Source organism: Bacillus sp. JKS001846, from assembly GCF_900176455.1.
GTDB lineage: Bacteria > Bacillota > Bacilli > Bacillales > Bacillaceae_G > Bacillus_A > Bacillus_A cereus.
In genome coordinates this window covers 41,581-68,347 of the sequence record NZ_FWYG01000002.1, presented here as the reverse complement: position 1 = coordinate 68,347, position 26,767 = coordinate 41,581, and the positions used below count along the sequence as shown (strand labels likewise).

Below are 26,767 nucleotides of genomic sequence, written 5' to 3'. Positions count from 1 at the left end.
AGAGGGCTTTTATAATTTCTCAATAACTGAAACTACTTAATGCAGTAAAATAATAATTGGATTGGCATCCAATTCTATATTAAGAAGATTCAAATCGCAAGAAGGCACCTTTGGTGCCTTTTCTTTATACAACTTTATAATGTATTATAGATGTTTTATAGTGCTTGAGCGTGATATTATTCAAGTTTTTTCGTAGAGAATGCGTAAATACAAACAAAACCAGTAATACATTTTTTCTGTGCCGTACTGGTTTTGTTTAAGATCATCTTAAATTGTAGCTAGTTCACCGAGATTGCAAATTCCGATTTCGGTGCCCCAGCGAATACGATTGTTCCGTTCTTCGGCAGTTTCACCTTGTTATTGCCACTCACGATGCTAAAGTTGATGCAAACTCCCTTCTCATCATACACCGCAAATGAACCATTTGATGGCAACGTCACGGTCATCCTTTTGTCTGTTGCCGCTTGTGGAATTGTAAACCATTTCGCATGCCCATTTGTATCCAACGTAACTTTGGATGATTGGCCTACATCAATTGGTTTTACATTAGATTCACTTACGTATAACAACCCAGCCATCTCCATATATTCATTTCCGCCTTCTGTATAGAAACGCGTTTCCGTCGTATCACGACCATTCATTACGGGAATTTGGATCTGATGCACCGCGGTGTTCGGACCTGTAATTTTTCTGCCATCCCAATAGCCTGCTGGGCCTTCCTTGCGAGTAATTTGTGTACTAAGAAGTTTCGGTTGAACGAGATATTGAATAGAACTAAATTTCTCGTTTACAAGATAGAACTTGACACCTTCCCTCTTTGCCCATGCAGCAGCGGTTTTCTTCGATAGCACGTTATCTTCTAGTTTCTCAGCTAAATAGTGGGTCATCACACTTTGCCCTAAACCTGGATGCGATTTATATGCGCTCTCCTTCAAATAAGTTCTTCCATTCTTCTCGGTTACAAAGTTGAGCTTGGAGGTACCCTCCTCATTAATAAAACTTCCATCAGCAGTATATACATATTTTTCTTCTCGATTAGATGGTAAGAGCAGTTCTCCGTTGTTCGTAATTTCAATTTTAAAATGGGTTTCGCTATTGCCATAAAATCCTGCTTTTTTTGCTACACCTTGAGGCATTTTGACTTTTACCGGCTTGCCAAAGGATTTGTTTGGCTTGATGTCCTTAATAGTACCTTTTTCTTTAAGTCTGGCGAGTAACAATTCAGTTGCCATTAGTTGATTTGTAGAGCTCCGTCCACCAGATGACAATACAGCCGCTGCTATTTTCTGTTCTGGTAGCACGACTAATATAGCATGTTGCAGTGCCGTATCGCCGCCCTTAGCCAAAGCTTTGATCCCATATTCACTAAATGGGTATAGTTTCACACTATCCCAGCCAAGGCCATAGTTAAAAATATTATCTCCATCCCCTGGCCATATTCCTTTTTTATATTCCGCTTGCTCCATTGCCTTGACCACTTTATCAGAGAGGATCCCTTTTCCCTGTCCCATAAATAATTGTGAGAATTGCACCATATCTTCTGCCGTAGAAGATATGCCTCCCGTACCAATTACATTCACCGATTCATTTGGAAGTTGTCCTTGGTACGCCGGGAAATATAGTCCAGCCCGATTTTCATCCCTCCATTTGTCCCGCGGCGTTTTCGTATGATTCATCTTTAAAGGCCCTGTAAAGCTTTGATGTAAAAATTCAGTAAAACTCATACCACTAACTCTTTCCACCAAAATTTCGGCCAGCGTAAAACCATCGTTACAGTATACCGAGAAAGCGCCAGGGTCCGCCTTCAAGTTTTGATTTGACAGTTGCTGTAACAAGGTATCATGGGCATAGGTATCATTATCGTCAAATAAAAATGCATTACCTAACGTAGAACCTTGCAATCCAGAGGAGTGATTCAATAACATACGCGGTGTAATACGTTTATATCGACCGTCTTTCATCTTAAAATCAGGAACATAGCGGACAACAGGAGCATCCAAATCGACTTTCCCTTCATCGATCAATTTCATTACAGCCGCTGTTGCATACATTTTACTGACTGAACCAATCCCATATTGAGTATCTTTGGTTAGCAGCTTTTCCCCCTCCATATCATTCCTGCCAGCCTGACCCGACAAAATAAGTTTTCCATTATCAATTAGCGCATACTGCACGCTATTCGCTTCATAAGACTTTGTAAGTAGCTCAGCCTTCTCTGCTGCAATCTTCTTCAGTTCCTGACTAGCTACTTCTTCACCAGTTACAACTGTAGTCTCACTTTCAGAAAATGCTTTCGCTCCTGTTGGTAGAATCATAGTTACCGCTAATGCAGTGGCTAACACACCAGTTAGCTTATTTTTCATCACGGAATTACCTCCTTAGATAAGTGACCGTTTTCATCATTTGTTTGTTCCACTATGAAAATATGATAAAATTTATCCGTTCTCCCCTTTGACCTACTTGCTAAATTCAGCAAGTAAAATATTTTTAAAAGGATCAGGACTATCAGCTTTAATACTGTTTAAATTGACGGCCAATGTATGCTTGCCTCCAAGTGTGCCCCCAGCAAAAGTTAAAAAACCAGGAATGGTTCCTCCATGCCCCCATATGGATACACCGTTTGAAAGCTTTATTTTGGAAATTCCAAGCCCGTAATCGCCAAGTTCATCTATTCCTGTAGGGACTGTTGTAAGCATTTGCTTTAGTTGCTGTTCTTTCAATAATTTGCCCCCAAGTAAATAAGAAAAGAATTTGTTTAAATCATCAGCTGTAGAAATCATATCTCCGGCCGAGCTCCCCATACTTGGGTTATAATAAGTAACATCTTTCGGCTCACTTGCTCCGTCTAATTGGATATATCCACGGGCATGCTTGGTTCCTGGAATGACGCTTGAATTTCCAGGTAAGAATGTATTCGTTAATTCAAGTGGTTCAATAATTCGACTTTCAATCTCTTCCGCATAGCTGTTCCCAGTTACTTTTTCAATAAGAATTCCTAGTAATACATATCCTGTATTTGAATACGACCAGCTCTTTCCTGGAGCAAAATCTGGAGGCATGGATATTCCCATCTTTACTAATTCTTCAGCAGTATAGGATTTTTTTGTATCCATCATATTAAAATCCTTTGACCTTGTGTAATTAGCGATACCACTTGTGTGATTCAATAATTGCCTGATAGTAATCTGTTTATCATCATATCCATTTCCTTGAATGACATCAGGCAACCATTTTTCAATAGAATCGTCTAAATTCAAGCGATTTTCTCCTGCTAATTGAAGTACAACTGTTGCAGTGAACGTCTTTGTCACACTGCCAATACGGAAACGAAAATCTGTTTTCATTGGTTGCTTGGTACTCAGATCAGCTACACCAGCAGCATAACTCCATGTTTTTCCGCTCTTAGAAACTTTAGCAAGTATCCCTGGATATCCAAGTTGCAATGTACCCCGCATTGCCTCTTTGACGGAAGTACGGTCTCTTTGAGTGCTTGTTTCTAACGATTTAGATACATTTTGAGTGGACTCCGCTTTTACAATTGAGGTTGGAGTTGTATATAACAGAGAACCTCCAGTTATCAAAAGGGCTAAACCTGTACATGTAATTCGACAGTGCTTTTTCATCAAAATATTTCTCTCCCCTATTCATATTGTATATATGGTTTTTTACTGTTTTTAAACTAATCAATCATACAGCTTTCATATTGACTAAAGACAAAAGGGCGATATTGAATTTGTAATCATTCTTATACCCACTATTTCACAAACGACTTTCTGACCTAAAAAATAACCTATCCTTTTTTCAGTTGTATGTTAACTTTTGTAATGTCTCTTTTCTTCCAAACAAGTCTTATTAATTGATTTGTTTTTTTATATAAATATATGGTATTTGTTCCTCCTCTCAATCTTCTTTACATTTTAATCATACACAATGAAAATCTCTTTTTTCTTACCTCTTCCTTACAAATTCCTTACGTTCAAAATCACTTTTATAATTGATTATTTTTTATTTTAATAACATTTCATTTTGATTAATCTTTTTCAAATTGGATTCTTTTTAGTGCTCATTCACTAAGGATTTTCAAAGCATTGATAATCAAACTTTATTTCAACCAAACAGTAACATTTTTTGTTTATAGTCCTTACTCCATTCCATCTGGCTTGCAACACGTTTACGTTATCCTTTCCCTATTCCCTCTAACTTGTAACATGTTTGCGGTATCCATGCTCAAATCATAATAAACATGATATATACAGCAGCTTAAGTATTTTAATATAATATTAAAAAGTGGATATGCTTAATCGCATATCCACTATCCAGAAGGTATATCCTTCACCTTAAACATACTTTCTTCCTAATTGTTGTGTTTGCAACAAAAATATAAAGAGGTGAGTAAAGTGAAATATATTTTTATGTATTAGGAGGCACTATACATGCCCATCAACTTAAGAGTGTAACCAGACTGAACTTTTGTTCAGCCGGGTTAAAACATTCTTAAAATAGCAGTATATTCTTAAAAATGCGCATACCAAATAAACCCTAACGGGTTTCACTTTTTTAATTATGCAATTTTCTTTTGTTTTCTCAATCCATTATATTCATAGACAACACCCATAATATCAAAGACAGTCTTCTTCTCATATCTGTGAGATTTTCGTCCATTCTTCTGTAGAAGATGGAACAGGCGGATTAAAATCTTTGTTATTTCTCGGGTGTTTTGCTGTATAGCTTGATAAAGAATGTATAGATGGTCTTGAATCATTCCAATGGCTTTATATTCGCTTAATTCTCTTTTCTTCTTTTGTAAAATTAATTGTCGCATCTTAAACATAGTAGAAGAACATAGAAAAATAGCGATGAGTTTTCCATAAATGTGGCATTCTAATCGCTCTCGTTTGACATTGTGCCAATCATGAATTTGAAATAAGGATTTCCAAGTTTTAAAGATAATTTCAATCTGCCAGCGGAGGGAATAAAAATCATGTATTTGTTCCATCGGAACCCATTCCAAAGGTGTATTGGTAACATAAATGTTCATACCAGCTAATCGTTTGCTTTTCTCTGAGTACGTAATACCCTTTTTACTTTCGGTATACACTTGTTTTTTCTTACGTTCTCGAAGTTGTTTTTCAGTTAATCGATATATAATAACGCGTGTAAATAGTTTTTTATCCTTTCCAATATAAGCACCTGTTATTTCATAGACCTGTCCTGGTTTTAAGGTATTCATAATGTGTTCTAAATCAACTTTGATGTACTGAGACTGTTTTTTTACTGTCCCATTTCGAAAGTATTCAGGAAAATCATTTTTGATATACACCATATTATTTAATTTCAGCCGCGATATATAATATACCCCGCGTTGATCCATTTGATCTAAATCGTCCAGTGAATAATAACCCAAATCTCGAATACAGAGGTCTCCAGGTCGTAATGTCGCTAAACATTCTGTTCCAAAGGTTTTATCATTATTCTTCCCTGGTTCAACTTGAAAGTTTAAAACTGCCCACTATGTAAATCATATTCCAATTGAATCTTTATACCTGCTGTTTGTGCACAACCACCCGAACCGGGATACACACTAGCTAAGTGTTTTGGTACTTGAAAAATCGTTGCATCTAAAATGCGAATTCGTTGAAAATGGGTTAGTGAAGAACTTGGAATCACTGAAGTTTCATAAACTTTATTTTTTAATAATGCAGAGAAAACATGTTTTAAAAAACAAACAGCTTTTTTATTGAACCGTTTATTTAGTCCTTCTGGACTAATAAGAGTCCCTGTAGCTGCATGTAGTTGACTACACAGTCTAACTAAAGAATCACTCGCTATCCGTTGACTCATCCAAATACAGATAGTGGCTAAGTCATGTCCTGAAAATTTGCGATTTCGTTGAACAAGATCTAACTCTCTAGCAAGCTCTTCTAAAAATGAAGGAGTAAAATATTGATATAATTCCTCAACAAATAATTGGAGTTCATCTTGAATCGAAAGATTCATAAAAAATGCCATCCTTTCTGCATATTTCTACAAAAAGAATAGCGATTCTTTCGCTATATGGATACAAATTTATCTTAACTTGATGGTGAGGAGACGGTACCCCTAACTAACATTTTTACACCAGAACCATCGAGAACCCCCTACAAAAGTAGTAGAATTTTCATTTGAATTTGCTACCTCAGTTTGATTTGTTATATTTGGAATTCTATATAATGGTAAATAGATATAAAGAACATGGAGGTACATTACAATGATTACACATATTTTAGATTTAGAATTATAGACACTTTCTTTAGAGAGGGTACAGCAGGTCTATCGAGGTATACTATGTTTTCCAATAAAAAGTGAGACTAAATCATTTGTTCAATTCCGAATAACCCCTTATACAACAATTAGTTTTCGAGAGGTGTTAGAACCAATCACACCAGCCATTTTGTTTTACAAGTTCCAATGTCTCTTTTTCAAAATATTGTTCCTTGGTTACTTCAATCGTTATACAAATTTTAAAAAATAGAAATGGAGATTATATCATTCATAATACTAAACAAAGTAAATCGTTATATTTTAAAGATGGTGATGGGAATATACTTGAAATCATATCACATGATTATATTGAAGAGAGAACTCTAAATCCAGTGGGAAAGTTACAAGTTATATATCTAAGAGAAAGTAAGGGTGTGGGTAAAAAATTATGAATCAGGGATTATTGAAAAAAAATCTAAATTTCCGTTATATTTGGTTTGCTCAATCGGGAAGTACTTTAGGGGATTGGTTCAATCAGGTAGCTATAACACAAACAGTATTAATGTTGACCAATTCTCTTACAGCAGTAGGTACCTTGTTACTTTGTCGCTCGTTACCCTATGTATTTTTAGGACCAATCTTAAGTCCCCTAGTTGATAAGTGGCCCAAAAAGGTAATTTTGATGGCTACTGATATCATTAGAGCCTTACTTGTTTTAAGTTTTATATTAGCTATTGTTTATAATAATGTACATATTTTGTATGTTAACTCTTTTATATTTGGTGTGATAAGTGTTTTATTTAATCCGACAAAACAAGCATTGTTGCCTCTAATTGTTAATCGTAAGGATTTACCTGAGGCAAACGCTTTTATGTCCAGTACAGATGCGATAGTCAATATTATTGGAGCGGTTTTAGGTGGAATTGTATCCACAGTGTTTAGTCCGATAACTTGTTTTCTTGTAAACTCCTTATCATTTCTTTGGTCAGCCTTTTACGTGTATAAGATAAAGTATAAGGAAAATAAAAAGCTTGATACACAAAAACAATCTTATATTCAGTTACTGAAAGAAGGGCTAGTAGAAACAAATCAGAACACCCTAATTCGCTATGTTATCTTAATCGGATTGACATGGGGGTTAGTTGGTGGCGGATATTATATTTTAATTCCTTTTTTTGGTAATAATGTTTACCATTTAGGTGCTGTAGGCATTGGGGCATTATATGCCATAGATGGATTGGGTATCTTGTTAGGGACTTACTTTGTAAAAGCATTTATAAAAAACAATTTCAGGCGTTCATTAATTATGTTTGGAATAAGTTATGTTGTTCAATCATTGTTATTTGTATTGTTAACGCAATCCACAGTGTTTTATTTTGGAGGTTTGTTCTTATTTTTAATGAGAGTTTGTGGTGGAATCATTATTCCTTTAAGTAATTATTTTGTGCAATTAGGTACGGCTGATGAGATTCGTGGGAGAGTTTTTGCATTGTACAACTCAACCTATATGGGTGTCATGCAAGTCTCTTATTTTGGAAGTGGATATGCCTTCGAAAAATACAGTATCCCTGTTGTGGGAGCAATTGGTGGCGTAATATCCATGCTCTGCGGATTGATATGGCTTTCCCAAGTAATTAAAGGGAAATTTAATTTGATTGAAAAAGTGTGATATAAAGTAGGATGTACGAATTTCATTCATATAATTTGAACTGGAGTTGATGGTTTTTAAAAATAGAAAGCTTATTTTCAAATTAGATGAAAAAAGAGATGCAATTATGGATATTCATGTGGAATTTTCGTTTTGGGGGTACCTAAAAATCTTAAGTTGATGGGCATGTGGCGGGACCCCTATTATATCATTTAGTCTTTTAAGACGTAGATTGTTGCATAGTTTAATGTTTTATGGAGAGGTACATTGTATCTAACAGTTGTAGGTAACACAAAGAATGCCCTTGTTGAAATTTTTATTAATTTTTAAATATATTTTGGTACGTGAAATTATATGCACTAAGGTGTTTCTTTGTTTTTCTTTTGAAAATTCTTATAGCATTCTATATAAATTTTGTGTTATTATATAAATAGAAAATTTGTTTCCATTGTTTATACTCTATTGTACGTAGCGTGAAGGACAAACCTTACGCCCAGTTAACTCGGGCGAGGTTTGTCCTTTTTTTTACTTTAAGGAGGAATTTACTATGAATAAAATCTACAAAATTGGAGCAATTGTTACTACATTATGCGTTGCTTGTATCGCTATCTTTACTTTAACTAAAAATGAATCTGTTAACCCAGAGACTGTAACACCAAACAAAACAATTGTGTCAGCTGCAGAAACAAAAGGATCACCCGAAAATATTAAAGATATTTCAAAAGAAGAATTAAAGCAAAAAATACAATCCCATGAAGAGTTTATTGCGTATTACTATCAACCAACTTGTCATTATTGTAAAAAGGCAGCACCAGATATCAATAGTATGTCAAAAAAGCATGATAGAACCATCTATCGTATTGATATCTCTACGCCAGAAAATCAAAGTACCTTTCAAGAGTTCGACATTCCTGGTACTCCAGTTGTTGTAGCTTATAACAGAGGCGAAGAAATTGAACGACTAGAAGGTGCAGTGTCAGCTGCTACATATGACGGATTCTTTGCGAGACGTAATTCGAGCGCTAGTTAATATAGTGCTCGTTTTTCTTTGTAAGAAAGGGGAATTTACATGCAACAAAACGCCCGTATTTATTCTTTAGACATAATAAGGGGGATTGCCATACTATGTATCCTATTTGCTAATCTACCTACTATGACGGGACTAGATCCCTTTAATCAAGCGGGTTACTCCGGTACAGATAAAGTGATTCGCTTTTTAATAGATTTGTTTATACAGGCAAAATTCTATACTATTTTTGCGTTCTTATTTGGAGTAGGATTTTATATCTTTATGAAAAATACAGAAGCAAAAGGATATCATATGTATAAGCTATTTACCCGGAGACTATGTATTTTACTAGTCTTCGGTTTACTCCACTTCACCTTTCTATGGTATGGAGATATTCTACATGCGTATGCTATAGCTGGATTTATTCTATTGTTCTTTTATAAGCGATCTACTAAGCTTATTTTTATAGCTAGTAGTAGTTTCCTAACGGTTAGTTATGTATTACATATTATTGTATTTTTACGAGCAAATTCTTCTATTCCTGAAGTACCAAATTACTATCAATATATGTTCACAGGTAACACTACCAATCACACTGTAAATCTATTTATACATTATTCTCATCAAGTAAAAGCACGTCTTTTCTTTCTAATGACTCAGGAATTCCAGCAACTACTAATAGGAATTCCGGAATATATAGGCTTATTTTTAATAGGGTTATGGGCTGGTAAGAAAAATATTTTTAAAAGGGTACCGGAATTAATAAAGAAAATTAGATTTTTACAGTGGAGTTCGTTATGTATCTCATGCCTTTTCTCTTATCCTATTATCTACTACTTTATAAAAACAGATGTCTATTACTCTCAGGATGTACAACTATGGATTCTATTTGGAGGGAAAATGCTAGCTATATTCTATATTTGTACTCTACTGAGAGTTTGTGAGAATAAAAAATATATAGAATGCCTGCACCCCTTTATGAACGTTGGCCAGTATGCTTTAACGAATTACATCACTCAAAGCATACTTACGCTTGTCATTCTTTCGTGGTGCTTTAAAGATGTCTCACACGTATATTACTGGCAACTATGTATCTTTGGGCTTTTAATTATTTTTGTACAAATTATATTCAGCAAGATTTGGAGTAAATATTTCCGTTATGGTCCTATTGAGTGGGTATGGAGAAAAGGAGTTTACAAGAAATAGGGGGTCACACGACCGAAAAAAGAAAATTGTACGTTAAGGAGTTTTTTGGATGTTTTTTGGATGTTTTTTGCTCATCCCTCGAAAAGAAGGATTAAGATAAATGTTCCAAATTAAGGTAATAACAGGATTGTTGTCATGGATCGGAAAGTAAAAACACAGAGATTTGTCAACTCTGTGTTTTTACAGGTTTCTTTGATTGGTTGCGCCTAAAAACAGCTGTCTTTTATTTTAATTAACTTGATGGAAGTAATAAGTAGCGTTATCAGCTTCTACAAATACTTTGTATAGGTCAGGAACAGCCCAAGCGGCAAGACCTATTGCACCTGCTGCTCCTGCAATTACAGTCCATGGATTTGGAGTTCTTAATAAAGTTAAACAAGCTATCCCTATTTCTCCACCAACTTTAGATAAAAACGAAACTTCATTTGTCATTAAGTTATTAACTGCGGTTCTAAATCCGTTTAAATCAGCTTTGTTTTCACTAGTTTGAAGTGGATTTTTAGCATAATCTACAGATGGAATTTTAATTACCCATACATTTCCTTTATAATAGGTATATTCAAAAGCTCCATCTAAAGAAACAGCACGGTCTATAACTTCCATTGCATAATTAGCTTTTTTATTTGCGTTTGCATAAAATTCATTAGCATTTGGTATATTGATAGTTTCTGTTGTTACAGAATTATCTGCGATCTTTTTTGTTGTTATATTTAATACCTTATTTTTTTTATCATATGTAGACGTGACAACTATATTACTGTCTTTAGACTCTACTATCTTTTCATTGTCATCTTCTTTTAAAATTTTTATAATAGGTTGTTCTACTTGTTGTATATTTTTACTAGACGAAGCTGAAATAACCGAATCATTTGTTTCTGCAAAAGCACCTGTTGGGGTAATAGATGTTAATAAACCTAAAGTAATAGCTGAAACAATAATTTTATTTTTTCTAATTTTCATAGTGCATCCTCCAATAATTGTAATTTTTATAACAATACAAATAATAACAATTATCAGAAAAAAACACAATTATTTTTTTGAGAAAGGGGTTTAATAGCATGTTTAAATCAAATAATGTTTCTTTATTTTTAGTGGTCATTTCTTTTTCTTGTTTTATTTTATACCTTCTAAATAGTCTGGTTAAGCTTCAACCAATTGTTCTATTAGCTGTTATGTTATTTTCGATTTTAGGAGCTATTTTCACGATAGATTCTACTGATAAGACTTACAAAAAAAAGATTCTTTTAGTTATCGTAATTCTGTATTTCATTTCAATACCTGTAATACTTTTATTTAAACTTATTTTCAAGTGAATCAAACTTTTAATTTTCGAGAGGATGGGTAGAAATACTCGTTTTCTAATTAATTAAGTTTTGGGTTATATGAATAGCTTGATATTTTTCATTTTTATTAGTTGTAAATTATCAATAGAGTACACTCTATTGATAATTTTTTGTCTCCTTGGTAATTAAGCGTTTGTAGACTATCAATAAAACTTATCAAAATTAAAAATTAAAAAAGAAAAACAGAGGAAAAGACAGAGGACCAATTGGTTCTGGTTAGTCAATTTTAATAGCAATAACTATAAGGTTTGTAAAAACAATCAGTGGATATAATCCGTATTTTGGTTCATCTAACGTTTGTTAATTTAAAAATATTCCTTAACGTACAATTTTCTTTTTTTGGTCGTGTGACCCCAATAGGGGCACTATATCATTCTGATCCTATTAAACATTAAATAAAAAAGTGCAAAATCTATCAACAGATTTCGCACCAAAAACAGATAAAAGATACAATCACTAGAAACATAGGAGAGTGTTTCACCATCTATCATAAACCATATCTTTACATTTTTGTGTTGTAATTTAAAAATATGTAAAGATTCATCATTTTGTTTTTGAATTTTCTTTTTATTTAAGTTATACTAAACTACAAAGAAACAAATCCCCTTTAGGCCGTCAATAATTATGCTAACAACACACACCAAAAAACCAATTCCCGTGTAATGGAATTGGTTTTTTTGGTGCAATTCAGTCAATACAGCAACTTGAACCCACATTTTCAAATGTAGTCTTATTAATCTTACCATAATTTTAAATCCATAAACATACAAAAACTAAATCACTAGTAAGATGCGCGAATCCGCTGCTTTTTCATCAATAAATCTGGAGTATAACAACAATTAAGTTCATACTAGCATGAACAACAAATGATACTAGTAACCTATTGGTACGCACATATACTAAAGCCAGTATAACTCCAATTAAAAAATATCCAAATATAAATGGAAAATCAAAATGCATGATAGAAAAAAACAATGAACTGATTAGTATGCTCCAAGTGTGCTTAAACTTAGATATTAAAATGTTTATGGTCGCATAACGAAAAACAAACTCTTCTACTAACGGTGCAAGAAGAACAATTGAAATATGTGCCACAGGAGATATTGCTGCTGCAGCGACTGTACTAGACGTATTTGCTGATTGCGTAGTTAGCTGGAATACACTCTTATCTAACACACTACCAACCATCTGCGCAAGAAATACGAATATGATCCCAACTAAAATCCATATGAATGAATTTCTTGATAATTTAATCGATAACTTTGGATCATTTATTAATTCTTTACTATATATAAGAAAAATGATTATCAACATAAGTGAAAACCCAATTAGTTCCCAATGCACAAGAAGTTGTTGAATTGCTTGCTGTTGGTTTCCCTGAATATCATACCAACCTGTCTTCGCTAGCAATAGTACACCTATTATCCCCACAAATTGTGTCATAACAAAATAAATCAAAATGACGAAACCCGATTTATATCTAATACTACTACTCATATTCTTATTTCCATCCTTCACTTTCATTATGTTATTGATAATGCTGATTGCAGTATCAATAAGTAAAAAATTACTTTTATAAGGGTTTTTGTGTTTTTTATAACTTTTTTTAAAATTTCATAATCTATACTGGGCGGGATCATAATATACACATAAAACCTACATTATTCGGTCAACTCTACATACTCCAAGAAAGAGCGTTCTTCAATAGCGCTCTTCTTCCATCTTATTCCTCTTTTTGATTAAACTGTTGCTATTTCTTTGCGATTATCAGCTACTATATTTCCATTTTTGTCGTAATAAACTGTTTCATAATACGGATGACAATTATATGAAGCCCACGGATCACTATAATAAGCGACCTGTAAATTTAATCCCGATGTACTTCCAACAATAATTCCCGCTTGTCCACATACTTCAACTTTCATGCCTTGATAAGCAAACTTGATCCCTCTTAACTCACACATACGTTCAAATTGCTTTTTATCACCAAACATACATGTAATATCAGCAGTTCTTACTTTTCTACATCTCACATATTTCACAAATGTTTTAAAATCCGTTTCCCAAACCCCATCTTGTAGGTACTTATAAAATTGATACTTTGCTTTACCTGGCGTTTCTGCTAATTCTGTATGTTTAAATTCCTCGTCACTATCTAACCACAATTTGTAACTATTCATTTCTGGCTCCTCCTTTTGTATCCCAATAACGCTTTTGTTAAAAATCTAGTGTTTATATTTTACTTTTTTTATTTAGTGCAGAGACTATTTCGTATTTCAACATACTCTCCACTATCTTTTAATGCTTGTAATGATGTATCGTTTTCATCAATAATTGCATGGCCACAACTACAATCCCAATGAATGACCGTTTCACATCCGCAAACAAGGCATTTAGGAAGTCTATATTCAGGGGTTTGATAGTCTTTCTTATCTTTGTATGTTAGATATGCTCCTTCAAATAGATATTTAACATCCCTGTCTGTCATAGATACCAATGAGCTACCGATGACATCAAAACCCATTTTTTTGATAAGAAACTCTACCCTTTCCTTCCTATTTCTCGGCTTTTTTAATTTCTTTTCACTGTTTTCACCTTCAAATATAGCAATTTTCTTCTTACTTGTTATTCTCTTATAGTGGTTTGTTTTTACACGTTCAATTAGTTCACCATTACACGTTTCAAATAGATAACAAGATCTTGTAAACGTCTTACATTTTAAAATCTCACCGTTTCTGATATCTTCGTAATAAAGACCTTCTTTCATAAGCTCACCCCCGTCTTATGCTTGTGTCTCTTTTGATTCCATCTTCAATTTCTCTTGAAATCTCACAAATGTTTCATTTGAAAATCGAACAGCTGCACTTGGATAGTTGTACTGAAAAAAATCGTCGTCAAATTGTATCTTTGTTTTGTCGTACCAATATTGAAATGCTACTTCATTTGAGTACTCTTCCAAATCTACCCGTAATTCCTCAATAAGTGTCCATTCTGTCCTTGCATCATCTTCTGTAAAGCGCCCTTCTCTACGATCATATAGCAAATTCTTTTTGATATAAGTAATGGTTCCTTCAATATCAACTACATCTTCTTTTGCGATTTTGCAAAGTATCTGATCCGGTCTTCGGCTAATTAAGCATTCTTCTATGCTTTCGTTTCTTCCTAATGAAAACCAATGAGCAAAGTTACCGAAGTCTGTAACGGCTGTAAATACTCCGGATTCATCGTATAAAAATACCCCCCAGCCTTCTCCATCTACTGACGGAACTGTATAACGATATACTGCAGCTTGTGTCATTCTCATTTCTCCTTTTATGTATGTAAATAAAGACTTTATTCAGTTATTTTGTTCGCCAATTTTTGTAGGATAAAGCTCCTTTATAATACGTAAAGTCAACTCTGGGCAAAAGAACCCCCAGTTCCCTTCCGTCTTGATGAATACCAAACCAAACCCCTTCATTGTTCCATGTATCCCGTCTTAATCGAATTTCTTTAAAGCTGCTTACATACGGGTACAAAAATCCTTCTAAATAGGATTCATACGTATCTTGAAACATTGGAAAATAAACAGATACATCGGACATAGGGTCTTTATATTTTCTCTTATAAAATTCGTAAAACTTCTCTCCCTCTATATCTAAAAAGAATTGAAATTCGATGCTTTCTTTCCCTTCTGGTGGAAATAACACATATATATCTTTAAACACTATCTTTCTCTACTCCCTTTTAAATGTTATATATTGATTTAACAATTATAATTCCATTCATATGTATCAAACCTCATGCAGCCTGCAAATGCTTTAATCCCATTTCAAGTGCACCAGTTCCACCAAACCCCTGATTAAATAATAGTGGGACATCATACTTCTTTGCGTACTCTTTTGCTACATCAATAGATACATGGCCACATGCACCTTTTTGAATGACAATAACATCGCATTTTTTTATAACACTTCGAAAGGTTTTCTTTACGCCTCCGTGATTTTTCCCATCATGGAAAATAACCTGGCAGTCTCTTTTTTTGGCCAACTTCTCTAACGTTCTTCCATTTGATCCACCTAAAACTAGAATTGTACTCATTCCCATTCACTCTCCTTATCTTTCTTCTTTATGTATGTACTTGGTGATGTTAATAACACAAGTGTACAAGCTACAATATTCATTAAAACGAAACAAACTATTATTAAAATAATGAAAATCGGGGACAACAAGATAAAAATAAAGCCACTTACTACCAAACAGATGAAAATGAAGCCATTGCTCATGTCTTCGTAACCATCTAGCCCTTGTACAATATTCAAACTATGCATCCATGCTGTGATGCTATCCCAATTTGTAATCAGCAGGTATCCACTACCTACTAATAAAGCCCATCCAAATCATGTCCCTAATAATCCTGAACCTCTTCCTGAAGAATATCCTGCAAAATAGTTTGCTGCCGTTCCAATTAACATTCTCATTTGTATTCCTCCATATCTATCTCATTTTAGCGATATATGCAAATTTCTTTTAACCATGGTTTTATTATATCAGAAAATTATGAATATTCAATTAATAATTTTAGGTACTCTTTATTTTTTTTAAAAGGGTTGTGTTTTTCTACACAACCCTCACTTTCTTCTTAATCCACGGGTACTTCTTCTTGTCCATGTGGAATTTGTTCAATTGGTGTTACAATTTGTGCATACTGATTTACTTGCACTTTAAATTGCCGTGGTTCCAAGAAATTTACTTGCTGTATTAAAACCTCAATATGAAATGTATCTACTTTTTTTCCACGGTCAATTTTGGTAATTCGCGCATTGTAAAACTGATCCCCATTTAAGAAATATCGTTGTACAGCTTCTGCAGCCAGCATACGTTCATTACTTGTCATTTTCATTGGCTCAATACCAAATCCAGCCTTTGTAAATAAATACGGTACATCATAACTACCATTAGAAATCTTTCGTAGTAAATCCTCAACTGTTTTTGTTTTCGCGATATATTCTTCTTCTTTTGTCTCAAACCCCTTTGGTTTATCTCCTAATATCTCGATTTCATCTTGATTTACTTGTTCTTCCTCTTGCGATTGTGGTTTCAGCATATAATCATGAATGGTATTATAGGCGGCAACAGCTGCCACTAGTACGATAATCCCAAATATGACCAAGTACTTACGAGGCATATTGGATAAAATGTTGATTATTTTCTTCATCTACTCGCATCCTTTATCAGTCTATTACATTACGGATTTGCGACATATGTTGCCCTCTTGCCGTATAGTTTAGACCTGTAATTTGTACACCCTTATTATCACCAATATGAATCATTTTCTGATTCCCTAAATAAATAGATACATGGTTAGGATTTTCATAGAAAATTAAATCTCCTGGTTGTGCCCGACCGATATCTGGCACCTGTTTTCCTTGTCCTATTTGAGCACCTGTCCAATCTCCTAGCTGGACACCTATACTGGTTTTAAACACATATTGTGTGAATCCAGAACAATCGGCACTACCTGTAGCTGGATTTCTAGCACCGGATACATAGCTCACTTTCCCTTGTCCAACCCACTTTTTTGCTTCTTCCAATACCTTTTGTCGTTTAGCATTTGCCATTGTAGGAGCACCACCAGATGATAGACCTGGATCATCATTTTTCTTAAAGAATTTCATTGGATCGGTTGGTTGGTCATTAATACGAATTTGGAAATCTAAATGGACGGCGTATCCATTCATATTAAGGAAACCTGTATCTCTATCAAAGTTAGAACCGCCCATCTCCCCGATTATTTGTCCTTTTGTTACCATGGTTCCTGGTGCAACTAATATTTTACTTAAGTGTAAGTAACGAGATACAATACCATTTCCATGGTCTACATAAACACCTAGACCACCACCATTTACATTTCCTGTTTGGGCTGTTACAATACCTGCTTCCATTGACCATACATGGTCTCCAGCTTTTCCGGTGGTCATGGCCCCAATATCTACAGCATTATGTTGTATTCCCTTACGAACTGCATCAAACGTATCTGTAATACGACCTGATTTCGTTGGCCATTTCCAACCTTTATCAGAAATCCATTCGCCAGATGCATCTGCCACACACCCTAAGTCTTTGTAATATTTTAAAACTTTGGAAACATATGTAAAATCCCCGTAGCACGCATTAACCTTTGTCCTGAAGTTATTCGGATCGGAGCAACCAGCTGGGTTTAAATGATTCTTACTTCTTGAGAACTCAATGGCTGTTTCTTCTGAATAACCACCCTTCGCTAATGCATAGCTAATGAATCCTGACCCGAAGTTATACGATTGCAAGGCTAGGGCTATATCTCCATTCGACTGCCCTAAAACATCTTTAAATTCTTGTACGCCTGCTTCAATAGAAATATTTGGATCTTTAATACACCCTACACGTGCATTCCCTTTTACACCTATACAAGATGGGCTCATGTCTCCATAATGCCCCTCTGAAGCCTGCATCGGGTCATTTCCTGCTCCACCTGATTCCTGCATCATTTGGGCAGCCAAAATACCAACATATTGAGCAACACCATGCTTTTCTGCCATTTCTTTAATTTTAGGAAGGTATCCTGTAACTTTTGCATTAAGGTTAACAGGCTCTCCACCAGGACTCACATTACCTACACACATACCACCAATAAATCCACCAGTAGTAGGAGCAAGATGTCCATATAGCCCTTCTAACATCCCTGCGGCTAATATCTCACGAGCACGATCTTTTTGACTCTCACTAAATTTTGCGAGTTCCATCGCTTTCTCTATACCGTGAGAAAATACTGTTACCTTTTTACTTCCGCTTGCATTAATTTCATCTATTTTTTTCTTAAAATCTGTATCTCCCAATATCTTCTTTACATCTGGTCCGGAATAACTTTCTGATTTAGTTTTTTGCATCTCCTTTTTCTTTTTTTCACAGGGACCATTTGGCCCAGCCTCGCATACCTCTTTTTCCGTATATTCTTCATAATGGATATCCAAGAAATATGATATAGCATCATGCGGATCTTTTCCAGTCAAATCGTTATCATACCGCGCCATATCAAAAGCGACAACCTCTTTCCAGTCTACGTTTAGCGCCATTGAAATTTCCATATACTTTTTCACTTGTTCTTCTGTTTTACTTTCATCATCGGTAAATGGTACAAAAGACGCTAAAATAACACATACAGTAATAATAAGAGCCATAATGAGGGCAACAGGTAATCCCACTGCTCCCACAATAGCTCCGACAATTTTTACTACACCAGCTCTTAGCAGTTTGGCAGCAGCTTTCGCTGCCGCTCTTCCTGCTTTTCCTGCCATTTTTGCCATTTTCCCACTTGCCTGCATCCCCTTTTTCTTAATAAAGTGAGATGTCGCATCTTTTAAAGGGTTACTTTTCTTCTGGTTATTTGGATCGTTAGGATTTTGACTCATAGACTTGTCACTCCATACTTTCCATTTTCATTATTTCTGCTTCTTCGCTGTGCTAAGCGTGGGTTTGGCGCAAATGGAATCAGGTTTTGTGGGTCATGTTCTGATAAATTCAAATGTGTCTCTGTACGTACAACTTCGTCCTGTGTATGAGTTACTAGGATTTCTTCTCTCGGTTTAATACTGCTATCTTGCACTTCACAAACTCTTTCAATCCTTTGGTTTGCTTGTAATCTCGTATCTCCTTTGCCGAACGGAGAAATACGCGATACTGTACCATCTGTTGTGGTAGCAACCATATAACTACGATCTCTTTCTACCACCATTTGCACATTTTGGTATCCCCCTTGGTCTAAATCAGACATATAGAAATGACCATTGTCTACCTTATGACTTACTGTAAGTGGCGGTTCACTAAATACTGGTTTCTGTTGTAAAGGTCTTTGATTTTGATTTCCTACTAATTGGTTTGGATTAATATTGATAGAACGATTGATACTAATTTTCCCACCACTAGAATCTTGAATATATGCTGGCGTTGCTTTCATACCATTACGGTACTGCGTTAATTGACCGTCTGAAATATTTAAATCTTGATATACCACTTGTCCTGAACGAATGCTACTATCTCCGCTACCATAACGAGATACAACTTGTGTCATTCCACTGGAATCTTTCGCTTCAATCCATGATTTATTATTTGTCGTAACAAGACGTACTGCACCTTGAGCAACTGATTGTCTTCCAGTAGCATCTGTTGTTGGTACCATTCCCTGAATTTCTTGAATTTCTTTTGCTTCTGTTTGAACTGCTTTATTATAAGGATTATGTTTACTTACCATACGTGCAGTAGCTTGGTAAGCACCTGCACCACCAATTACACCTGCTGCATAGCTTAATCCTTTTGTCACATTGTAATGGCGTTCTGCTGCATTACCTCCTAATGAAGTATGAACGGCAGCTACAGTTCCACTCATCACTCTTTGTACTGCATTTCCACCAGCCTGCTGAACAGCACTAGACGCATTAAAGTATGCTTGTGATACATTTTCCATACCTTTTGTATGCACGAGATGTTTGGCACCTTCCATCATACTTACACCAACCATCTTACTTTGCTGTGTCATACGTCCCACTGCTGAAGTTGGAATCGCCATTTTCCCAGCACTTTGCGAAATATTTGCTACACTAGCTGATGCATCCGCATACGAGCGCTCAATTTCAGAAACAGACAGATTTCCTGCACGTGCCATACTCGCTTGCGTTTGCGTAGCTGCAAACACAGCTTTGTTGATTGCACCACCTGTCGCAACACCGTGTGAACGAACACCTTGAATCGCACTAGTAATTCCAGAACCTACTTGTTGACTCACTGTTCCAAGACTAGCATGACTTTGTAAACCTTTCGTCAATTGCGTAGCAAAGGCATCTTTATTAATATACGATTGATTATGTAGACTCTTACCACTCGTATCTTTTGCCTGTATGGGCATCGCACCCGCTTGTACCGCTGCTTGCTGAGCGACTGCTTTAAATTCATTACCTTTATCATTTAAATGAGATTGCCAAGCTTCTACTTTTTGCGTTTGAGACATAGTTGGAGACAAGTTCTTCATAAAGTTTGCTTTGTTCTCTGCTGCATATCCTTGTTTAAAGGATTCTGTAGATGCTTGTACTAAATTCCCGACATTACTTACACCTTTTTGTTTCTGGTTTCCATATCCATTTGCTAAACTATGTGTTTTTACACCATTTACCGCTTTTTGAATGCCAGATACACTAGATACACCCATTGCATTTATATTTGGATTGTTTTGTAATTGTTGCGATAGCTGAGAAGCAAAAGCTTCCTTATTAGCATAGCTAGTCCCATCTTTTTGTTGCACAATCCCTGCTTGTTCGGCAGCTTTCTGTGCATGATTTTTAAATCCTTGCACTTTTTGACTCAAGTGTTTGTTCCATGCAGCCTCTTTTTCTTGTTGTGGTACATCTGCAGGTAATTGCTTCATGAATCCAGCCTTATGATCTGCTGTATATGCCTTTTTAAATGCAGCAGTGGATGCCCCCACAAGTGAGTCTACTTGTCCCATATTTTGATGGCCATTCTCTAGTGTTTCTCCTTTTACTCCTTCAACTGCTTTCCCAACTTTTCCAAGTGCAAGTTGAGAAGCAAAGGCATCTTTATTTACATAGGACTTATCAAACAGGTTGTTGCCTTGCTTATCTTTCGTATCAACTAGCATTGCTCCAGCTTTTATTGCCGCTTGTTCTGCATGATTTCTAAATCCTTGAACTTTTGAGTTTATATGGTCATTCCATTTTTTCTCTTTCTCTTCCGCTGACATGTTTTCTGGTAATTGACTCATAAACGCATCTTTATGGTCTGCCTCATATCCTTTTTGGAATGCGTTAGTTGCAGCGTTAACTAAATCTCTAGCGTTTCCATATGGTGTAGCATTTTTCTTCATATTTTGTAAATCTTGTTTTCGCTGATTTTTGAAATGAGACATTTGATCACTATTTGTTTTTGCTACTTTTTTTGCAATCTCTGCATCGGATGCACCAGGGAATGCTTGTTTTAAACGACTCGCAACTGCAGAATCAGGATTATCCGCTTTCCAATTTTCAAAATCTTTCGTAGCTAAGTCTTGTGCAATATCTTCATCTGTTAACTCTGGGTATTGTTCTCCATTTAACCCTTTATACGTATCTAGACCTTTCTTCACACTAGAACCAATATGCTTCCCAGCACTAGTAACTCCTTCAAGTCCGGCTGCCAATGTTCTTCCTGTTACTGCACCAGGAACTCCACCTGCTTTACTTCCAGCAAATGTTCCTACTGCCATTCCTTCTGGTCCAAGTCCTGCGCCCATTGCTAATCCTGCGAGTCCACCCGTTGCTTTTCCAACCATGCTTCCAATTTGACCTGCTTTTAACATACGAGCTGCACGAGATGTTGTACCTATATCTGTTCCTAAATTGGCTCCTAACGCATTTTTAGGATTATCAGCATCTTCTTTTTTATCTTCCTCGCCTTCTTTTCTAGCTTTTGTCTTCTCTTTATTACTACGATGGTCATCACGTATTCCTTTAATGATGCCCGCCATACTTGCTAAGGCACCCATTCCAAGCATCGTACCTGCTCTATTTACTGCTCCCACCGTATTTGTACTTAAACCAATGAATCCTTTTACAATTTCGCCTATAGGAATAAACATAGCAAATAAGATTAATTTAATAATGGTATTATCTGATTTGCCTACTAGTACAAAAATCAACCATATAGTAATCGCATGGATACCTTGGATGAGTACTGTACCAACAAATTCACGCATCCAATATAGAGTTTGTTGTTTTTTTTGCGGAAATAGCCACATACCAACCATAACCGGTCCCATTAACATCAAAATATAAAGAGATACCGCTCGCATTAAATAGAAGAAGTTGGCCCAAAGTGATAATCCTACTTCAATCAACATCGCAAAAATTTGAAATAAATAATCATCCTTATTTTTATCCATAGACAATTGGGCAATTGTCTGACCTGGTTTAAAAACATCTAGCGATTGTTCTCCTATTGCTCTTTTAAACTCCGATGCTACCCAAGTATTCATATCAAATATAATGTTATAGAAGAAATCTAAATGCCATATACAAATAGAAACGATCATTAAATCCTTCGCATATTCAATGATATATGTTCGATTTGTTGGATTAATGGCAGCAGCTGAATACTTTGCACCAGCAATTACAGCACTGACTAAGACTAAAAAAGCTGCAAATTTAAACATGACTGGTAATCCCGTATTTAAAACATTCCCAGCTGTGTCATCTTTAAATAAAAAATTTAATTTTGCACTATCCCCACCAAAAATTAAATCGGGGATAGTATCAATTAATTTATAGATTGGAGAAAGAAAAGTCTTGACCATAGAAACAATTAAACCACCAACCCATCCTATTATCTTATCAAGCATAATTTCACCTTCCTTTTCAAAGGTACGCTATTATCCTGCGTACCCTTGTACTTTCTTCATGTTATTTAAAAGCTCTTGTAGTACCGCTTCATTCGATTCAATGAACATCATTTCTTTATCTGATGGATCTGTTTGAATCCAAACCGAACTATCTCCTATGCGGAAAATCCCTTCACCTTTCCCTGGATTGTTGAGAATAATGTCAAGCTCTCCAGCAGTTAAGTTAAAGTTCTCTTGGATTTTTTTCTTATCAATCTTATTTTGCTCTAAGAAGAAATAAGAGAAAGTAGATTGCAAGATACCACGTGCTTTCACATTTTCTAAAATACGAACAAAGTCCTGACTTGCCCAACACATACCGGCATTTCTTTTACGTGAACGACGTGCTACTTTTTCTAAGAAGTTAACAGTTTGTTCATAGTCGATAAACTGCCACATCTCATCCACATATAACACTTTTCGTTTGATAGCGTGTTCTGGGCTCTTAATCCAATGCTCCCAAATATAGTTCAGGATAACGTGGAAGGCGATTGGCTTTAAGAAACCCTCTTCTAAATGACTAATATTAAAGTTAACAACACGTGATTCATTTAACTGTGTTTCTACACCGCGTCCAAAATTACTTTGTCCATCAAATAATGGTTTTGAGCCATCACGTAAAAACGGACGAATCGCAGCAATTAACTCTTCTGCTTTCACATCGTCTCCATGGTTTTCCACTATCACATCATAAATTTCTTTTAACTCTGGCTCCGGCTTTCTCACTTGAGACTGAATTAATTGTCCATCTACCTTTTTCACTTCATCTGTATATAAAGATGAAGGGTGGGAGGTAATACCATGTTTATCGAATACTTCACGAATCGCATCTTCTAACATTGTGCGCTGGAATACATTTAATCCTGGTTGATCAAAATCTTGTCCGCGAATAATAATGTCAAAGAATCCTAGTATTTCATTGATTTTCTCTAAAATAGGTACAAATCTTACATACTTCACGCCATCACGCTCTACGAGTTCTTTCTTATCATATTGTTCAAGCGCTTCTAGCTCTTCATCTTTATCCGTAATCTGAAGTTCTGTTACTGCAATTGCACAAGGATTAATAATGATATTACTTTCAGGTGAAATATTTAAGTTAATACCACCTAATCGTTTGGTGATTTTTACGAATTCCCCCTCTGGATCTATGATCATTGCATGTGTATCTGCAAGTGATGTTTCACGAGCTAGCTTCATTTTTAAAAGTAAACTTTTCCCGGAACCTGAAATCCCTGTCACACCAATGTTATAGTTTGGTGGACGATAATCTGCGTTACCAAATGAATTTAAAAATTCTACTTGTCCAGTAATTTTGTTCTTTCCTATTGGTATACCACCGTTAAATCTTCCGGATCCTGATACAAAGGGGGCAAATGTACATAGAGCACGTCTATCGATATTTCGATAGGTATCTTGCAGAGTATTTGGTGCACCTAGTGGCATAACCGCTTTCAAGCCACTCTTCACACGATTCCAAGTACTCGCTATCTTAAAGTGAGATGCTTGCATTTCATCTTCGATATACTCACATAAAACATCTAATTCTTTCTTTGAGTCAGCATACGCAACCGCCATCGTACTTACCATATAGGAGTCATTCTCATTAAATTGAATTTCATCCATTAAATTGTTAGTATCCTGAATTTTTGCATCTAAGTCTTTTTCTTGGTCAATATTTCCGCGTGTACGTTGGAAAGAAAGGTTCGATCGTAACATCGTCAGCTGCATATCTAACGATCGCATCGCTTTTGCTTTTGGCTCTTTATGAATATCTATCATGACATCAACCTCTCCAGCTGAAGTTAACATGTTCAGCCAATTGGTCTGCATCATACGAGGGTATCCATCACGTGGAATATAAAATGGACGGAAGAAAGTATTACTTCCTAATGACTGCTTAATTACCCCATAGTCTTCTGCATCAATTTTCATTCCTTCTGGGGCAATGACATCAAATACAGTTGTTTGATTGTCTAATTGAGGCGGAACTTCTTCTTGTTCGTACTCTTCCTCCTCTAGTTCCAATTCATCATTCTTTTCAGCTTCTAATTTCTTTTTTTCTTTTTTCTTCTTTCCGAACAATTTCATACTTATGCCACCCCATTATTTGATTTTTCAGCTTTTTCTTCCGCTAGAACTTTCTTCATTAACTCTAGTTTTCTCTCATTTGTTTCACCTGTTGAATACAGAGAGAAGTTCTCATTTTCAATTAAATCTTGGAAACGTGCTTTCACCGCTTTACGACGGTTAAATGCTACGTATAAGAGTTCTATTAATTTATCTTTCGTTAATATTTCTACACTAATCTTTGCTTTCGATAGTAGATTTCGGGAAGCATTATAGCGACGATATAATTCGTTAAACGCTTTATCTACAATCTTTTCTTCCAATTCTTCCTCTGTATCAGCTGTAATCGTACTAATATCCACTTTGTATGGATAAATTAAATATCGCTTTTGTTCATATCGAGGCTGCGAACGTTGCCAGTACTCTAAGTTATCGATAACTTCTTGCCCATAAAGTACTGTCTCTGGTGTAAGGTCCTTCGCACCTTTCATTGTTTCTGTCATTTTTCGTACAGGATCTGTTAAATCTACAAACTTACTTTGGATATATACCTTCGTATTAAACTCTAATGTGGTTAGCCATGATTCAATTTTGATATCAATCGCTTCTTGTTCCGCATTAGAAAGCAGGTAATAGTTTACTGGGTGTGCCTCAGCGATTAGGACAAACGTATCATCATGATAACGAATCATATGATTTTCAACTTCCTTAATGTCTTCTACAAAGGCACTAAAGAAATCCACATTATCTTCATCAATTTCCTCTGTAGCAGGCGTATTCTTTTTATTTTTCTTTCCATTTTTTTCAGCAGTACGTTTCTCTACGCCGCCCTGACTTTTCCCCTTTTTCTTAGAACCAAACATTGGTTTTCCATTCATTTTCCGATAAAAGAAAAAACCTACAATGGCTACCACCGCAAAATATATCATTTCTAACATCTATAAATTCTCCTTTACCCATGTAATTGGCTCGTATCCTTTTCTCCACTTGCCTTTTTCAGAACGGCTACGCATCTTGATAAGTAAATATTTATCTAAATACATGTGTTGTTTTTCTTTATAAATAAAGGCAAACGTTATTACAACTACAACTGTTGGTATTGCTAAAATTAAGCAAATAAAAAATGCTACCGCCGCATTAAAAGGTGCAAATAGCCGCCATAAGAATGGTACATATAAATAAAGGGATGCTCCGCCACCCAATAGATAAATCAATTGGCGTTTGCTCAGCACACCTAATAGTGTTTTTTGTTCCGAAGTCATATCAACAGGAACGGTTACTTTTCTCATTTTGTTTCCTCCCTTATATAAGAGAAGCTCTCCCCAAATAGAGGAGAGCTTTTACAAACTCTTATGTTAAATTTTTGTAACCCAAGAAGCGATGTCGTATGCTTTGATCATGACAAAGCCTCCAATTGCCGCACAAGCTAAACCAATCATGGCTTGTGTACGGTTTTCAGGGTTTTTACCTTGTGCACCAGATAGTTTAATAGCCGCAAATACAACGCAAGCTGCTACCCAAATCCCCCCAAAACCAATTAGTGTTGTTACAAGGGTATTCATGCTTTTTTGTACAGTGTTAGCATCTGCCCCACTGGTGTGCCCTTGAATACCCTTCGAAAAACTATTTTTTGCTAGTAGAAAATCTCCTACCGATGTTGTCATAAGTTTTGCAGACAACCAATTCAACATAATTCCTGCACCTCCGGGTGTTTTTGCTCGCAAAACGCAAAAAGACCCCAATACACGCACACGTCCCCTTAGGACATGGCGCATATTGAGGTCTTCTCTTATATGCGAACTGATTAATTT

19 protein-coding genes and 3 pseudogenes are annotated in these 26,767 nt (G+C 35.5%); 4 read left to right on the top strand and 18 right to left on the bottom strand.

Going from position 1 to position 26,767, the window contains the following annotated elements; genetic code table 11:
- Positions 1-278: 278 nt before the first annotated feature.
- The 3 genes and pseudogenes from B9A45_RS29210 to B9A45_RS29200 form a co-directional block, all read right to left on the bottom strand.
- A complete protein-coding gene (locus B9A45_RS29210; RefSeq protein WP_084065984.1) occupies positions 279-2,363 on the bottom strand; it encodes a serine hydrolase domain-containing protein in 2,085 nt (694 codons plus the stop codon).
- 93 nt (positions 2,364-2,456) lie between these two features.
- Positions 2,457-3,623: a serine hydrolase domain-containing protein gene (locus B9A45_RS29205; RefSeq protein WP_061655259.1), complete on the bottom strand. Its 1,167-nt coding sequence runs from the start codon at positions 3,621-3,623 to the stop codon at positions 2,457-2,459.
- Positions 3,624-4,561: 938 nt separating this feature from the next.
- A pseudogene (locus tag B9A45_RS29200) lies at positions 4,562-5,997 on the bottom strand (IS4 family transposase).
- A 250-nt stretch (positions 5,998-6,247) separates the two neighbouring features.
- Here B9A45_RS29200 and B9A45_RS33285 point away from each other — a divergent pair.
- The 4 genes and pseudogenes from B9A45_RS33285 to B9A45_RS29180 form a co-directional block, all read left to right on the top strand.
- Positions 6,248-6,459 (top strand): annotated as a pseudogene (locus B9A45_RS33285) (glyoxalase/bleomycin resistance/dioxygenase family protein); the annotation flags it as partial.
- Between the two features lie 229 nt (positions 6,460-6,688).
- Positions 6,689-7,909 carry an MFS transporter gene (locus B9A45_RS29190; protein WP_084065671.1) on the top strand — a complete coding sequence of 407 codons (1,221 nt, stop codon included), beginning with the start codon at positions 6,689-6,691 and terminating at the stop codon, positions 7,907-7,909.
- 526 nt (positions 7,910-8,435) lie between these two features.
- On the top strand, positions 8,436-8,918 hold the full coding sequence (locus tag B9A45_RS29185) for a thioredoxin family protein (RefSeq protein WP_084065670.1): 483 nt from the start codon (positions 8,436-8,438) through the stop codon (positions 8,916-8,918).
- 39 nt (positions 8,919-8,957) lie between these two features.
- Entirely contained in the window at positions 8,958-10,103 is a 1,146-nt protein-coding gene (locus B9A45_RS29180) for a DUF418 domain-containing protein (RefSeq protein ID WP_084065669.1), read from the top strand.
- 228 nt (positions 10,104-10,331) lie between these two features.
- Here the strand turns inward: B9A45_RS29180 and B9A45_RS29175 are convergent, their stop codons facing one another.
- The 15 genes and pseudogenes from B9A45_RS29175 to B9A45_RS29100 all read right to left on the bottom strand — a co-directional run bounded on the left by B9A45_RS29175 (position 10,332) and on the right by B9A45_RS29100 (position 26,731).
- Entirely contained in the window at positions 10,332-11,063 is a 732-nt protein-coding gene (locus tag B9A45_RS29175) for a geobacillin-26 family protein (protein ID WP_084065668.1), read from the bottom strand.
- A 1,196-nt stretch (positions 11,064-12,259) separates the two neighbouring features.
- Positions 12,260-12,943 (bottom strand): CPBP family intramembrane glutamic endopeptidase, encoded by a 684-nt coding sequence (locus B9A45_RS29165; protein ID WP_084065667.1) that lies wholly within the window; start codon positions 12,941-12,943, stop codon positions 12,260-12,262.
- 242 nt (positions 12,944-13,185) lie between these two features.
- Positions 13,186-13,626: a hypothetical protein gene (locus B9A45_RS29160; protein ID WP_084065666.1), complete on the bottom strand. Its 441-nt coding sequence runs from the start codon at positions 13,624-13,626 to the stop codon at positions 13,186-13,188.
- A 68-nt stretch (positions 13,627-13,694) separates the two neighbouring features.
- Positions 13,695-14,213 carry a hypothetical protein gene (locus B9A45_RS29155; protein ID WP_084065665.1) on the bottom strand — a complete coding sequence of 173 codons (519 nt, stop codon included), beginning with the start codon at positions 14,211-14,213 and terminating at the stop codon, positions 13,695-13,697.
- 15 nt (positions 14,214-14,228) lie between these two features.
- The gene (locus tag B9A45_RS29150) at positions 14,229-14,744 is read right to left on the bottom strand and encodes a hypothetical protein (RefSeq protein WP_084065664.1); all 516 of its coding nucleotides are present in this window, start codon (positions 14,742-14,744) and stop codon (positions 14,229-14,231) included.
- A 43-nt stretch (positions 14,745-14,787) separates the two neighbouring features.
- Positions 14,788-15,153, bottom strand: a complete 366-nt coding sequence (locus tag B9A45_RS29145; protein ID WP_084065663.1) for a hypothetical protein — start codon at positions 15,151-15,153, stop codon at positions 14,788-14,790.
- A 73-nt stretch (positions 15,154-15,226) separates the two neighbouring features.
- Positions 15,227-15,532 carry a DUF2325 domain-containing protein gene (locus tag B9A45_RS29140; RefSeq protein WP_033703472.1) on the bottom strand — a complete coding sequence of 102 codons (306 nt, stop codon included), beginning with the start codon at positions 15,530-15,532 and terminating at the stop codon, positions 15,227-15,229.
- Positions 15,523-15,906: pseudogene (locus tag B9A45_RS29135) on the bottom strand (hypothetical protein). Before B9A45_RS29135 ends, B9A45_RS29140 begins: the two are co-directional and overlap by 10 nt.
- A gap of 161 nt (positions 15,907-16,067) precedes the next feature.
- Positions 16,068-16,643 (bottom strand): hypothetical protein, encoded by a 576-nt coding sequence (locus B9A45_RS29130; RefSeq protein ID WP_084065662.1) that lies wholly within the window; start codon positions 16,641-16,643, stop codon positions 16,068-16,070.
- Positions 16,644-16,659: 16 nt separating this feature from the next.
- Positions 16,660-18,873: a lysozyme family protein gene (locus B9A45_RS29125; protein WP_084065661.1), complete on the bottom strand. Its 2,214-nt coding sequence runs from the start codon at positions 18,871-18,873 to the stop codon at positions 16,660-16,662.
- Positions 18,870-22,847, bottom strand: coding sequence for a TrbL/VirB6 family protein (locus B9A45_RS29120; RefSeq protein WP_084065660.1), 3,978 nt, complete (start codon positions 22,845-22,847; stop codon positions 18,870-18,872). Before B9A45_RS29120 ends, B9A45_RS29125 begins: the two co-directional genes overlap by 4 nt.
- Positions 22,848-22,877: 30 nt before the next feature.
- Positions 22,878-24,977, bottom strand: coding sequence for a VirB4 family type IV secretion system protein (locus B9A45_RS29115; protein ID WP_084065659.1), 2,100 nt, complete (start codon positions 24,975-24,977; stop codon positions 22,878-22,880).
- A gap of 2 nt (positions 24,978-24,979) precedes the next feature.
- Positions 24,980-25,894 (bottom strand): hypothetical protein, encoded by a 915-nt coding sequence (locus B9A45_RS29110; RefSeq protein ID WP_084065658.1) that lies wholly within the window; start codon positions 25,892-25,894, stop codon positions 24,980-24,982.
- A complete protein-coding gene (locus B9A45_RS29105) occupies positions 25,895-26,245 on the bottom strand; it encodes a PrgI family protein (RefSeq protein ID WP_001233525.1) in 351 nt (116 codons plus the stop codon).
- A gap of 66 nt (positions 26,246-26,311) precedes the next feature.
- Positions 26,312-26,731: a hypothetical protein gene (locus tag B9A45_RS29100; RefSeq protein WP_084065657.1), complete on the bottom strand. Its 420-nt coding sequence runs from the start codon at positions 26,729-26,731 to the stop codon at positions 26,312-26,314.
- Positions 26,732-26,767 lie beyond the last annotated feature (36 nt).

What these genes read in the sequence shown, in the direction of transcription:
- B9A45_RS29125 (WP_084065661.1), bottom strand. Translation starts at nt 18,873, where the DNA reads ATGAGTCAAAATCCTAACGATCCAAATAACCAGAAGAAAAGTAACCCT.
- B9A45_RS29160 (WP_084065666.1), bottom strand. Translation starts at nt 13,626, where the DNA reads ATGAATAGTTACAAATTGTGGTTAGATAGTGACGAGGAATTTAAACAT.
- B9A45_RS29150 (WP_084065664.1), bottom strand. Translation starts at nt 14,744, where the DNA reads ATGACACAAGCTGCAGTATATCGTTATACAGTTCCGTCAGTAGATGGA.
- B9A45_RS29130 (WP_084065662.1), bottom strand. Translation starts at nt 16,643, where the DNA reads ATGAAGAAAATAATCAACATTTTATCCAATATGCCTCGTAAGTACTTG.
- B9A45_RS29100 (WP_084065657.1), bottom strand. Translation starts at nt 26,731, where the DNA reads ATGCGCCATGTCCTAAGGGGACGTGTGCGTGTATTGGGGTCTTTTTGC.
- B9A45_RS29185 (WP_084065670.1), top strand. Translation starts at nt 8,436, where the DNA reads ATGAATAAAATCTACAAAATTGGAGCAATTGTTACTACATTATGCGTT.
- B9A45_RS29115 (WP_084065659.1), bottom strand. Translation starts at nt 24,977, where the DNA reads ATGAAATTGTTCGGAAAGAAGAAAAAAGAAAAAAAGAAATTAGAAGCT.
- B9A45_RS29205 (WP_061655259.1), bottom strand. Translation starts at nt 3,623, where the DNA reads ATGAAAAAGCACTGTCGAATTACATGTACAGGTTTAGCCCTTTTGATA.
- B9A45_RS29140 (WP_033703472.1), bottom strand. Translation starts at nt 15,532, where the DNA reads ATGGGAATGAGTACAATTCTAGTTTTAGGTGGATCAAATGGAAGAACG.
- B9A45_RS29210 (WP_084065984.1), bottom strand. Translation starts at nt 2,363, where the DNA reads ATGAAAAATAAGCTAACTGGTGTGTTAGCCACTGCATTAGCGGTAACT.
- B9A45_RS29110 (WP_084065658.1), bottom strand. Translation starts at nt 25,894, where the DNA reads ATGTTAGAAATGATATATTTTGCGGTGGTAGCCATTGTAGGTTTTTTC.
- B9A45_RS29155 (WP_084065665.1), bottom strand. Translation starts at nt 14,213, where the DNA reads ATGAAAGAAGGTCTTTATTACGAAGATATCAGAAACGGTGAGATTTTA.
- B9A45_RS29165 (WP_084065667.1), bottom strand. Translation starts at nt 12,943, where the DNA reads ATGAGTAGTAGTATTAGATATAAATCGGGTTTCGTCATTTTGATTTAT.
- B9A45_RS29120 (WP_084065660.1), bottom strand. Translation starts at nt 22,847, where the DNA reads ATGCTTGATAAGATAATAGGATGGGTTGGTGGTTTAATTGTTTCTATG.
- B9A45_RS29175 (WP_084065668.1), bottom strand. Translation starts at nt 11,063, where the DNA reads ATGAAAATTAGAAAAAATAAAATTATTGTTTCAGCTATTACTTTAGGT.
- B9A45_RS29105 (WP_001233525.1), bottom strand. Translation starts at nt 26,245, where the DNA reads ATGAGAAAAGTAACCGTTCCTGTTGATATGACTTCGGAACAAAAAACA.
- B9A45_RS29180 (WP_084065669.1), top strand. Translation starts at nt 8,958, where the DNA reads ATGCAACAAAACGCCCGTATTTATTCTTTAGACATAATAAGGGGGATT.
- B9A45_RS29190 (WP_084065671.1), top strand. Translation starts at nt 6,689, where the DNA reads ATGAATCAGGGATTATTGAAAAAAAATCTAAATTTCCGTTATATTTGG.